The sequence below is a fragment of the Collinsella sp. AM44-11 genome, assembly GCF_003467145.1.
Lineage (GTDB): Bacteria > Actinomycetota > Coriobacteriia > Coriobacteriales > Coriobacteriaceae > Collinsella.
The window spans coordinates 25,385-37,506 of sequence record NZ_QSFE01000007.1; the positions used below are offsets into that span (position 1 = coordinate 25,385).

Sequence of the window (12,122 nt, forward strand, 5' to 3'; positions counted from 1 at the left end):
CGTTGCCCCGCTACGCCATCAGCTTGTCAAAAGTTCCGCGGCGGTTGAGCACGGTAAATGCAATCACGCAGATGGCCGCCGACAGAATCGACCCGCACGGCGAGGCGATACCCATGGGGAACAGCGTGTCGGAATAGGCGTTCGACAGCAGCCATGCGCCGGGTACGCGAATGAGCGCCACGGCCAGCACGTTGTGCGCAAAGCCGATGTAGCTCTTGCCGTATGCAGCGAAAAAGCCGCTAAAGCAAATGTGGATGCCGGCAAAAATCGCGTCGAAAATATAGCTGCGCATATAGCCGGTGCCGGCGGCGACCACCGCGGGGTCCTTGGCAAAAAAGCCGATAAACGCCGGCGCCACCAGCCACATCAGCACCGTGATCAGGCAGCCGTACACCACCGAGACGGTCATGGCATCCTTGAGCACCTGGCGCGCGCGGTCGCCCTTGCCTGCGCCGGCGTTTTGCGCCGTGAGCGCGCTGACGGTAGCGCCCATGGAACTCGGCACGATAAACAAAAAGCTGATCATCTTTTCGACCAAGCCTACGGCGGCGGCATCAACCAGGCCGCGGTGGTTGGCGATGACGGTGATGAACATAAACGCCACCTGGATGCAGCCGTCCTGCACGGCTACGGGCACGCCGATCTTAAGGATGCTGCCGAGCACCTCGGGCTGGGGGCGTAGGTCGCTGCGCTTGAGGTGAATGTGCGTACGGCGGCTCTTGAGCCACACGAGCGCGAGAGCCACGCTCGCCGTCTGCGCGATGACTGTGCCGAGTGCCGCGCCTACGGGGCCGAGCCCCATGTGGCCGATAAACAGAAAGTCGAGCGCGATGTTGATGATGCATGCCACGCCAATCACGTACATGGGCGAGCGCGAATCGCCTAGGCCGCGAAAGATGGCCGAGAGGATGTTGTACGCGGCGATAAAGGGAATGCCCATAAAGCAGATACGCAGGTAGGCGGCGGTGCCCTCGACCGCCTCGGCCGGCGTGCCAATGAGTGCCACAATCTGCGGACACAGTGCGAGCAGGACAGCGGCCAGCACCACCGAGACACCCATAAAGAGCGTGATGGTGTTGCCGATGGCGGTCTCGGCGCGGTCAAACCGACGCGAACCCACGGCGTGGCCGACGATAACCGTCGTTCCCATGGCCAGGCCCACGAGCGTCACGGTAATGATATAGAGCGTCTGCGCGCCGTTGCCCACGGCGGTGATGCCGGCGGCGCCGCTAAACTGCCCCATCATGTACAGGTCGGCCATGCCGTAGAGCATCTGCAAAAAGTACGAGAGCATATAAGGCAGGGCAAAGACCGCGATGGTCTTAAGGACATTGCCGCGTGTGAGGTCGTGTTCCATGGGCGGGGCTTTCTGGCTTGGTCTGTTTACGTACCAGTGTAGTGAAAACCCTACAACGATTATAGAGTCAAGGTTTATGTTGGCAGTGGGGCGAAAAAGTCACGCTCGCGTTCATTTCTAATTGAATACAGGGGCGCGTCCTGCGAGCTTGGTGCCTGCACTAGCCTTGCAGAAATCGATTTCGGAACACTTGACACCGCCGCACGGCGCGCCATAATACGTGGGTTTGCGAACAACGTTTGATGGGGGATGAACCTGCGTGCGCAATCTCAAGATTCTGTTTTCCTATCTGGGGGCATACCGCCGCGATGCCATGCTCGGCGTGCTCTTTGTGACGGCCGAGACGGCGCTCGAGCTGTTTATCCCGGTCATCATGGCAAATATCATCGATGTAGGCGTGCCCGCGGGCGACATCGACTACATGCTGTTGCAGGGCACGTATATGTTGGTATGTGCCGCATTTTCGCTGGTACTTGGCTTGGGCTATGCGCGCACGTCTGCTCGCGTCGCCTCGGGGCTGGGCGCTAACCTGCGCGAGGCCGAGTATCGCAAGATCCAGACGCTCGCCTTTGGCAATCTGGACAACTACGACGCCAGCTCGCTCGTCACTCGCATGACCACCGACATCACCGTGATTCAAAACGCCATCGGCAACGGCTTTCGCCCCATGGTGCGCGGCCCCGTGACGCTCATCGTCGGCTTGGTCTATGCGCTGGTGCTGTCGCGCCCGCTCGCTACGGTATTCGCGATTATTCTGCCAGTGCTGGCGATTGTACTGGGCGTTATCACCTATCGCGTCAGCCCGCTCTACCGCCAGCTGCAGACCTCGATGGACCATCTCAACGGTGTGGTGCAGGAGGACCTCACCGCCGTGCGCGCCGTCAAGGCGTACGTGCGTGCCGAGCACGAGGAGGCCAAGTTCGATGCCGTCAATACCGAGCTTGCGCATACGGCGACGAAGACCTTTGGCAACGCCGTGCTCAACCTGCCGGTGTTTCAGCTGTCGATGTACGTGGCGGCGCTTTCCATTCTGTGGATCGGCGGGCGCATGATTCTTGCCGGCGAGCTCGGCGTGGGCTCGCTCACGGGCTTTATGAGCTACGTGCTGCTCATCATGAACTCGCTCATGATGATTTCCAACGTGTTTTTGCTGCTCACGCGCGCACTTGCCAGCGTGGAGCGCATCTCGCGGGTGCTCGACGAGCGTTCGCTTATCCAGGCGCCCGACGTTGCCACTGCCGTGCACGGGGTGGCCGACGGAAGCATCGAGTTTCGCGACGTGTCGTTTAAGTACCGCGCGGATGCTGCCGAGGACGTGCTCGAGCATATCGACCTTTGCATCGAGGGCGGCTCGACGGTGGGCGTGCTCGGCGGCACGGGCTCGGGCAAGAGTTCGCTTGTGCAGCTGATCGCGCGCCTGTACGACGCCACCGAAGGCGCCGTGCTCGTGGGCGGGCGCGATGTGCGCGACTACGACCTCGCGACCCTACGCGACGCCGTGGGTATCGTGCTGCAAAAGAACGTGCTGTTTACGGGTACCGTGCGCGAGAACCTGCAGTGGGGAGCGCCCGATGCCACCGACGAGGAGCTCCTGCGTGCCTGCCGGGCGGCATGCGTGGACGAGTTCCTGGATCGCATCGGCGGCCTTGACGGCTATCTGGGCCCGGGCGGTGCCGGTGTCTCGGGCGGGCAGAAGCAGCGCCTGTGCATCGCGCGTACATTGCTCAAGCATCCGCGTGTGCTCATCTTTGACGATTCGACCAGCGCGGTCGATATGGCGACCGACGCCAAGATCCGCGAGCATATCGCTCAGATTCCCAACACGACGGTGATTGTCATTGCGCAGCGCATTGCGAGCGTCATGGATGCCGCCCGCATTATTGTGTTGGACGACGGCCGTGTCCACGGCGTGGGCACGCATGAGGAGCTGCTGGCGGGCGACAACATCTACCAGGAGATTTACGCCTCGCAGATGGAATTTGCAGGGAACGCGGACACCGGCGACGGCTGCGACGATGGCTGCGCGAATGATCCGTTTTCCTGCGTTCCCAGCGGATCGCCCTTGGAAGGGGGTGAGCGCCATGCCTAAGACATCCGCTCAGGCCCGTCCCGCCAATCTGGCGCAGACGCTCCGCCGCTTGCTCTCCTACATGGGACACGCCAAGTTCTCGCTGCTCGCAGTGGGTGTGCTTGCCTCTGTTGCGGCCATCGCGAGCCTTGCCGGTACCTACATGGTGCGCCCCATCGTCAACGGTTTGGCAACGGGCGGCGAGGAACTGCTCGCTAAGCAGGTTATCTTTACCGCTGCCATCTACGCCGCGGGCGTGCTCTCGGCTCTGGGCTACTCGCAGATTATGGTGCGCGCGGCCCAGCGCGTGGTCTCCGATATCCGCCGCGACCTGTTTGCGCACATCCAGATGCTGCCGCTGAGCTACTTCGACAGCACGCGCTCGGGCGACATCATGAGCTTTTTCACCAACGATGTCGACACTGTCTCCGAGGCGCTCAACAACAGCTTTGCCAACGTGATTCAGGCGAGCATCCAGGTGGTCGGCACCACGGCCATGCTCATCATCCTCAACTGGCAGCTCACGATTATCACGCTCGTGTGCGACGCGGCCATTGTGCTGTACGCGCGCTACTCGGGCGCGCGCTCTAAGCGCTTCTTTGCCGCCCAGCAGGCATCGCTTGGCGACCTGGACGGATATATCGAAGAGATGGTCTCGGGCCAAAAGGTCATCAAGGTCTTTAATCACGAACAGGCCAATGTGGCTGGTTTTGACGCACGCAACCAAGAGCTGCGCCGCACCGGTGGTGCCGCGCAGGCCTACGCCAACTCCATGGTGCCCATGACCGTGGTGATCGGCTATGCCAACTACGCCATCGTCGCCGTGGCGGGCGGCATGCTCTGCATCAAGGGGCTCGCCGACGTAGGCGCGCTTGCAAGCTACCTGGTCTTTGTACGCCAGGCGGCCATGCCCATCAACCAGTTTACGCAGCTGGGCAACTTTTTGCTCAACGCGCTGGCCGGTGCCGAGCGCCTGTTTGCCGCCATGGACCTTAAGCCCGAGGTGGACGAGGGCTGCGTGGAGCTGGTGCAGACGGGCGACGCCGCGTGGGCATGGAAGATTCCCGAGGGCCAGGGCGTGGGCGCGTACGGGCACCTGCATGATGTGGCTGCCGTTGATGAGTCGGGCCGTGCGGTGGCTGCCGACGGCACCGAGCTCACGTGCGGCTTGGTCCCACTTGCCGGCGACGTGCGCTTCCATGCCGTGGACTTTTCCTACGTGCCAGGCACCCGTGTGCTCACGGATCTCAACCTGTTTGCCAAGCCGGGCCAAAAGATCGCCTTTGTGGGCTCCACAGGCGCAGGTAAGACGACCATCACCAACCTCATCAACCGCTTCTACGAGGTCGATGACGGCGAGATCACGTACGACGGCATCGACGTCAAGCACATTGCCAAGGCCAGCCTGCGCGGGTCGCTCGGCATTGTGCTGCAGGACACGCACCTGTTTAGCGGTACCATTGCGCAGAACATCCGCTTTGGCAAGCTCGATGCGACCGACGAGGAGGTGCGCGCCGCTGCCGAGGCCGCCTGCGCGGATTCGTTTATCCGCCGCCTGCCTAGAGGGTACGACACGCCGGTCACGGCCGACGGCGCCAACCTGTCGCAGGGCCAGCGCCAGCTGCTCGCCATCGCGCGCGTGGCCGTGGCCGATCCGCCGGTGCTCATCTTGGACGAGGCCACGAGTTCCATCGACACGCGCACCGAAAAGCTCATCGAGCGCGGCATGGACCGCATCATGCGCGGACGCACCACGTTTATGATCGCGCACCGCCTGTCCACCGTCCGCGACGCCGACGCCATCATGGTCCTCGAACACGGCCGCATTATCGAGCGCGGCACGCACGAAGAGCTGCTCGCCCAGCACGGCGAGTACTGGCAGCTGGCGCATAGCTTAAAAGAGTTGGATTAACCCGTTCGAACACGATGCTTTGGCCCTCCGTGCCTCTCACCTCGCCTCAAACCATCACAACATTCGACGTTTTTTGCCAAAATCGGGAAAAGCATCGAATGTTGTGATGGTTTTTCTACCACTCGACCGGGCGGAATCGCTTTCTTGCGCGCGAAGGTGTGCGGACCCGTGGGCAGGGGAATAAGGTTGGTTATCCGACTCCATTGGAGGGCTCATGGACCTGCCGATCGTCCTGTCCCATAAGACTGCCTGGCTGTACCACAACGTGGCGCGCCCGTCCGAGCCGCTCTCGCGAGCAAGCAGCCTATACGATGAGGACTCGCTTGCTAACGAGGCGGAGCCGACTGCGGACCTGCCCAAATTGGGGCTCGATGCCAAGGGGCTGAGGGCTTCAACGGCAGTTGGGATCGTTACCGACTATCTGGTTTCGCTTGGTATTCCACGAGAAGAGCTCGATCATATCGACACGCTCGTCAACTTCGATTTTGAGCGCTCGACGCCGGCTGGATTTAGGTGCCACGTGTTTGGGGCGCCGGTACCTCCAGGCCATCTTATCGAGGTGGCAGAGGGCCTTCTAGTGGTTGATGAGGCCATGTGCTTTGTTCAAGCGGGTTCGTGGATGAGCGAGCCCGAGCAGCTGGAATATGGCTACGAAATCTGCGCCCGATACCATTTGAATCATCTGTCGACGGACGATTATGTCGAGATGGGGCAGAGGTATACCGTTGCCGACTTGATTGCCTATTGCAATGAGAACCGATCTCGTCAGGGGGCTATACGCGCGGCCGGTGTGCTCAGGCGCGTGCACGATGGCGCGCGGTCGCCCATGGAGACGGCCACCGCAATCATGGTCGTAGCAAAACGTTCCCAGGGCGGGCTGGGATACGCCAAGATCGAGCTCAACCGTCGGGTCGATGTTCCCAACGAGTTCAAGTATCTCGCTAAGGCTGGGTATTTCGAGATCGACGTATATGCGCCTGCGAGCGGTACGGGGATTGAATACAACGGCTCGGACCATCTTGATAAACAGCGCAGCGCGTCGGATGCGGAGCGCATGACCGTGCTGAGCGCGCTGGGCTTTAGGATGATCGTCCTCACCGGGACTCAGTTTGCCCATCAGCTGCAATTGCACCGGGCGATGAACGCCATCGCACTCGCAATAGGCCTTAAGTGCGACCGAAGCGAAGCTTTCCAAAAGCGGCAGAACGACCTGCGAGAATTCGTGATTCGGCACTGGGACGGCGGTCTTTAGGGGCGCTTTGGTCCTTCTACGGGGTGCCGTGGGCAGGCAAACCATCACAACATTCGACGTTTTTTGCCAAAAACGGGAAAAGCATCGAATGTTGTGATGGTCTGTGCTGAGGATGGGCTTGGAAAGTCCGTTTTGCTCGAAGCGACTTGTCCTGTCGTACGGGTGTCGGCATGATTCTCCCGTGGGGTATTATGTTTTCCGAAGAATAAAACGCCGCGTGAGGGGAGGGCTGCGTGGACGGGCACGTGCAACATGACGGCTTTGGCCGCGATATCAACTACCTGCGCATTGCCGTTACCGACAAGTGCAATTTCCGCTGCATTTACTGCATGCCGGCCGATGGCGTGGCGCCCCGCGCGCACGACGAGCTGCTCAGTGCCGAGGAAATCGCCCGTTTTGTGCGCTTGGTGGCGGGGGAGGGCATTCGCCGCGTGCGCCTGACGGGCGGCGAGCCGCTGGTCAGCCGCCGTATCATCCCGCTCATTCGTGACATCCGCGCGATCCCGCAGATCGAGGACATCTCGCTCACCACCAATGGTGCCCTGCTGCCCAAGCTGGCGCCGCAGCTCAAAGACGCCGGGCTTAACCGCGTCAACATCTCGCTCGACACGCTCGATCCTACGCTCTTTGGAAAGATCACGCGTCTAGGTCGACTCGAGCAGACCATGGCCGGCATCGACGCGGCGCTTGCCTGGGGCTTTGAGCCTGTTAAGGTCAACTGCGTTGTAGTGCGCCGGCTCAACCAGGATGTGGCGGCCCTTGCGCGGCTCACGCTCGACCGCCCCATCCACCTGCGCTTTATCGAATACATGCCCATCGGCGACGAGCGCACGAGCTCGCATTGCGCCGTGGACCCTCACGCACCCACGCTCAACCCCGAGTTGTGGGATGCGAGCGACAGCGTGCCGAGCGACGAGCTGCGGGCGCGCGTCAATGCCGGGGCCGCCGCGATGGGTCTGGGCGAGCTCGAACCGCTTGACATCACCGACGCTCCTGCCGGCGCGGGCCCCGCGCGCTATTGGCGCTTTCCGGGCGCGGCGGGAACGGTCGGCTTCATCAGCGCCATGTCCAACCATTTTTGCGCGAGCTGCAACCGCCTGCGCCTGACGGCCGATGGCAACGTGCGTCCGTGCCTGTTCAGCGATGCCGAGTATTCGGTGCGCGAGGCGTTGCGCCGTGGTGATGATATGCAGGTACTTTCGATTTGGCGCGATGCCGTGGCCCACAAACCGCAGGAACACGCGATAATTGAGGGCACGCAACGATTTATGTCCCAAATCGGAGGATGATCATATGGCCAAGAGCAGGTACGCCGATGCCACCAAGGCCGCTCGCAGGGCCGCGATGTCTGCCCATAAAGCTTCAGCCGCGGCGAATGCTGGCGATGCCGACGCGTCCGCGCGGCCGACTGTCAGCGCTGCCACCGACACCGCCCGCGACGCCCGTCGCGACGAGCTGACGCACGTGGACGCCAAGGGCGAGGTGCGCATGGTCGACGTGTCCGATAAGGCCGAGACCCATCGCATTGCCATCGCCGAGGGCACCATCCTCATGCACCCCGAGACGCAGGCCATGGTGCTGCAGGACCGCGCCAAAAAGGGCGACGTGCTTGCCTGCGCGCGCGTGGCGGGCATCATGGCCATCAAGCGCACGAGCGACATCATTCCCATGTGCCATCCGTTGCTCATCACCAAGAGCAAGTGCGACATTGCGCCCATCGCTCCGGCGGGGACGCCGGCCGAGGACGTGCCCGAAGGCTGGGCGCCGGCGCGCGCGGACGGACAGGTTGGCTTTCACGTACTGGTTACGGCCGGCGTGACGGGCAAGACGGGTATCGAGATGGAGGCCCTGACCGGCGCGAGTGCCGCGTGTCTGACCATCTATGACATGTGCAAGGCCGTCGATCGCGGCATGGAGATCGTCGGCGTGCGCCTGCTGCACAAGGAGGGCGGTCGCTCGGGCGTGTGGGATCGTGCCGAACGCCAGGCCGCTACTGTTGAGGCCGTGGGAGCCGCGGGCAATGCACCCGCGGGCACACCCGTCGCCGTTGCGCCCGCAGCTCCGGCACCGGCCGTTCCCGCGATCGCGTTTATCGGCTACCAAAACTCGGGCAAGACCACACTCGTCGAGAAGGTCATCGCCGAGCTCACACGCCGCGGCCTGCGCGTGGGTTCGCTCAAGCATCACGGGCATCACGGCTTTGATATCGACGTGCCCGCTAAGGACACCTGGCGCCATCACCAAGCCGGATCCAAGCACGTGGGGCTCATCTGCGCCACGCGCTGGGCGGAGTACGCCGACACGCGCGAGGAGGACGAGATGCCCGCGCGCGAGCTGCTGTCGCGTTACAACGATGTCGACGTGGTGATCATCGAGGGCTACAAGACCGAGGGCTTCGACAACATCGTGGTCGCGCGCTCCGGTGTCGACCGTCTGCGCGGCAAGAGCTCGCTCGACCTGGTCGACGGTCACACGCTGGCCCTTGCCTGCAACGAAGCCCTGGCGCGTCAGGCCTTCGACGCCGGCTTTGCGACCCGAGCCATCAACATCAACGACGCCCGAGCCATCTGCGACCTCATCCAAGACCACCTGACCTAAAACCTGCCAAAAAGGGACAGGTTTATTTTGGCAGGTTTTATCTGGGCAAACGTCATTTCCACCACAAAGGGGCCAGGCACCTTTGTGGTGGTTTTTTTTCTTTGGTAGATTTTTGGGACATGCCTTAAAATCTACCAAGTAGTTCATGCTGGGCGGAAAGACGGAAGGGGTTCGATGCGACCCTAGTCAGGCATACGGATAGATTGAGCCAATGGACAGCGGATGAATGGCCGCTGCCCGCTATTCGTATGCGATAAGGAGCACCCATGCCCACGCTTGTATTCCCAAAAGTCCGCTCGTCGCTGTCCGTGCAGGCCAAGCGCCTGGTGGCGATGCGCTTTCTCATCTACACCGGGTTTCAGACCAGTTATTTTATCGGCGTTATCGGAACACTCACCTATGCAGACGATGCCTCGGTCGTCGCGACATCGCTGGCCGTCCTGTTTATGAATGTATTTGTGATCCTGGGATCCTTTGCGGGCGGCGCTGCGCTCGACGCATGGGGTCCGCGCCACCATTTCTTGCTGAGCATCGTCGGCACGCTTGCAACTGGCACGGCAATCATCGCCTTTGGTAGCGCGACCGGCGTCGTCCTGCTCGGCGCGGTGTTTCTGGGCTTTACGATGGGATTCGCCCAGCCCATTGCCACGTCCTATCCGGCCTACCTCACCGACGATCCTGTCGAGCTCAAAGACATCAATTCCGCCATCGCCATGTTCTCAAACGTGAGTATTATCGTCGGACCCACGTTGGGCGGCTTTGTCGCGGCGGCTGCGTCGTCGCGCGCGGTGTTTGTGCTTATGATGCTCTTTACCGTGCTGGCGTTCGTCGTCGGTTGGGGCTTTAGGCCGCAGACCAGCCATGTCGCCGGGGATGCGGATGCCGATTCGGCAGAGGAAGGGGAGCGTGCGGGACAAAGCTCCAACCCCAGCACGTCCGCCCGCGCCACCTTCGCAGCCAGCATCAAGACAGTCTTCACCAACAGCGTCCTCGCCCTGCTGTTTTGTATCATTTTTCTTTCGAACTTTGGCTACGGGGCCTTCGATCCGCTCGAGTCGTTTTTCTATCGCGATGTCCTGCACGTCGGCGTTGAGTGGATGGGCTGGCTTTCGTCGGCCTGCGGTGTGGGCGCGGTGCTGGGCGCCGTGGTTGCGCTTCGGATGCCGCCGCACCTGGTCAACCTTAAAACACTGCTCGTGGCGCTCATGTCCGTGGGCCTGGGAAGCCTGCTCTATGTGGGGACACCGTACGTGGGCGTGGCTCTTGTCGGCCAGATTGCACTGGGCATAGCTTGGGGCATCGTCAACCCGCTCCACAACACTATCGTGCAAACGACGGCTCCGCTCGAGCAACTCGGTCGCGTGAACTCGGTCATGGGCTTTGGCAACATGTTCGCCGGCGTGGCCCCGCTGGCGATTGCCCCGTGGCTGGCGGCGACATTTGGCGTGCAGCAGACGCTCGTAGGGGCGGGCATGGTCGTGACGGCAGTTCCCGCGGCGTTGCTGCTGTTTGGACGCAATCACTTGGAACGTGCCGTAAAGCAGTAAGAAACAGGTAAGAAACCATCACAACATTCGATGAAAATCGCGATTTTGCCGAAAAACGTTGAATGTTGTGATGGTTTGGCCCGTAGACGCCGCAACCACCACAAAGGGGCCAGGCACCTTTGTGGTGGTTTTTGCTTTGACGGGCCGCGCCCGCGCCTTGGTATACCATGTACGCCGTTTGCGAATGCACCCCACACCGCCGCACAACCCAGAAAGGCTCCCATGGACACCACCTTCAGCCACATCAAAGCCGTGTTCTGCGATATCGACGGTACGCTGCTCACGAGCCAGCACACGGTGTCCCCGCGCACCGTGGCGGCGATCCGCGCCCTGCGCGAGCGCGGCGTGCTCTTTGGCCTGTGCACCGGGCGCGATGCCCACGCGACCGAGGCCATGTACGAGCTCTGGGGCATCGAGGGCCTGGTGGACGTGCTGGTGGGCTGCGGTGGCGCCGAGGTCATCGACCGCGCGCACGACATCAACGAGCTGAGCTACCCGCTGCCGGGCGAGACCATCGCGCGCATCTGCGAGCACATGGCAGACCTGCCGGCAACGCCCGTTTGCCCCCGGAACGGCGTGCTCTACGTGCCCGAGAGCAATGCGTGCATCGAGCACCTGTCGCGCGTCGACGGCGTGCCCTACCAGGTGGTCGATTTTGCCGAGTTTTTGCGCGAGCCGCAGTCCAAGGTGATGTTTACCATGGCGCCCGAGGTAATGCCGCGGGTGATTGAGCGGGCGTCGACGTTTGCCGATAACACTGTTAAGGCGGCGGCTCTGCAAACCACGCAGCGGCTCTACGAGTTCATGGATCCGCGCGTGTCCAAGACGCGCGGCCTTGTGCGCGTGGCGGAGCTCAACGACATGGAGCTCCAGGACATCTGCGTGTTTGGCGATGCTGATAACGACACCTGCATGGTGGCTGACGCCGGCGTGGGCGTGGCCATGGCAAATGGCAGCGACGCCACCCGCGCCGCCGCCGATTTTGTAACCGCCAGCAACGACAAAGACGGCATCGCGATCTTTATCGAGGAGCATCTGCTGTAGCGCCGGGGGAGAACCACCACAATGGGGCGGGTACGTTTGTGGTGGTTGCCTAAGCGCGGCCAAGTGTTTGGGTGGTTTTGCCTATGATGCCGAGATTCTTCTAGTTTCGTGTATATAGATATGCGAACATCATTAATTAGCGGCGCGACATCCGCGCAGATTGCTAATGAGGTAGCCTGTAATATAAGCTAGTGCTACCGCTCACCGCTAAATGCCCACCGTTCACAGCATTATTGCATTTGAGTTAAATGTTGTACAAATAATACGCTGGCGAATAAAAAAATAGCAATAGCTAAATTACCAGCAATTTAGTTTTATTTAAGGTTAATAAAAAACAATTAATT

General features: G+C 61.4%; 8 protein-coding genes. 7 read left to right on the plus strand and 1 reads right to left on the minus strand.

What is annotated here, in order from left to right; translation table 11 throughout:
• Positions 1 to 10: 10 nt before the first annotated feature.
• Positions 11 to 1,357, minus strand: coding sequence for an MATE family efflux transporter (locus DW943_RS05830; RefSeq protein ID WP_117862461.1), 1,347 nt, complete (start codon positions 1,355 to 1,357; stop codon positions 11 to 13).
• 313 nt (positions 1,358 to 1,670) lie between these two features.
• On the opposite strand from DW943_RS05830, the gene DW943_RS05835 reads away from it, so the two are divergent.
• The 7 genes from DW943_RS05835 (at position 1,671) to DW943_RS05865 (ending at position 11,778) form a co-directional block, all read left to right on the plus strand.
• Positions 1,671 to 3,446 (plus strand): ABC transporter ATP-binding protein, encoded by a 1,776-nt coding sequence (locus tag DW943_RS05835; RefSeq protein WP_117862515.1) that lies wholly within the window; start codon positions 1,671 to 1,673, stop codon positions 3,444 to 3,446.
• A complete protein-coding gene (locus DW943_RS05840; RefSeq protein WP_117862462.1) occupies positions 3,439 to 5,337 on the plus strand; it encodes an ABC transporter ATP-binding protein in 1,899 nt (632 codons plus the stop codon). Before DW943_RS05835 ends, DW943_RS05840 begins: the two co-directional genes overlap by 8 nt.
• Before the next feature lie 214 nt (positions 5,338 to 5,551).
• Positions 5,552 to 6,589, plus strand: a complete 1,038-nt coding sequence (locus DW943_RS05845) for a hypothetical protein (RefSeq protein ID WP_117862463.1) — start codon at positions 5,552 to 5,554, stop codon at positions 6,587 to 6,589.
• A gap of 233 nt (positions 6,590 to 6,822) precedes the next feature.
• On the plus strand, positions 6,823 to 7,878 hold the full coding sequence (gene moaA, locus DW943_RS05850) for a GTP 3',8-cyclase MoaA (RefSeq protein ID WP_233543606.1): 1,056 nt from the start codon (positions 6,823 to 6,825) through the stop codon (positions 7,876 to 7,878).
• A gap of 4 nt (positions 7,879 to 7,882) precedes the next feature.
• Entirely contained in the window at positions 7,883 to 9,187 is a 1,305-nt protein-coding gene (gene mobB / locus DW943_RS10770) for a molybdopterin-guanine dinucleotide biosynthesis protein B (RefSeq protein WP_117862464.1), read from the plus strand.
• Positions 9,188 to 9,453: 266 nt separating this feature from the next.
• Positions 9,454 to 10,734 (plus strand): MFS transporter, encoded by a 1,281-nt coding sequence (locus tag DW943_RS05860; protein ID WP_117862465.1) that lies wholly within the window; start codon positions 9,454 to 9,456, stop codon positions 10,732 to 10,734.
• 222 nt (positions 10,735 to 10,956) lie between these two features.
• Complete coding sequence (locus DW943_RS05865) at positions 10,957 to 11,778, plus strand: HAD family hydrolase (protein WP_117862466.1); 822 nt, start codon at positions 10,957 to 10,959, stop codon at positions 11,776 to 11,778.
• Positions 11,779 to 12,122 lie beyond the last annotated feature (344 nt).

Coding starts and splice junctions, on each gene's coding strand:
- mobB (WP_117862464.1), top strand. CDS start 7,883: ATGGCCAAGAGCAGGTACGCCGATGCCACCAAGGCCGCTCGCAGGGCC.
- DW943_RS05865 (WP_117862466.1), top strand. CDS start 10,957: ATGGACACCACCTTCAGCCACATCAAAGCCGTGTTCTGCGATATCGAC.
- DW943_RS05830 (WP_117862461.1), bottom strand. CDS start 1,357: ATGGAACACGACCTCACACGCGGCAATGTCCTTAAGACCATCGCGGTC.
- DW943_RS05860 (WP_117862465.1), top strand. CDS start 9,454: ATGCCCACGCTTGTATTCCCAAAAGTCCGCTCGTCGCTGTCCGTGCAG.
- DW943_RS05845 (WP_117862463.1), top strand. CDS start 5,552: ATGGACCTGCCGATCGTCCTGTCCCATAAGACTGCCTGGCTGTACCAC.
- DW943_RS05840 (WP_117862462.1), top strand. CDS start 3,439: ATGCCTAAGACATCCGCTCAGGCCCGTCCCGCCAATCTGGCGCAGACG.
- DW943_RS05835 (WP_117862515.1), top strand. CDS start 1,671: ATGCTCGGCGTGCTCTTTGTGACGGCCGAGACGGCGCTCGAGCTGTTT.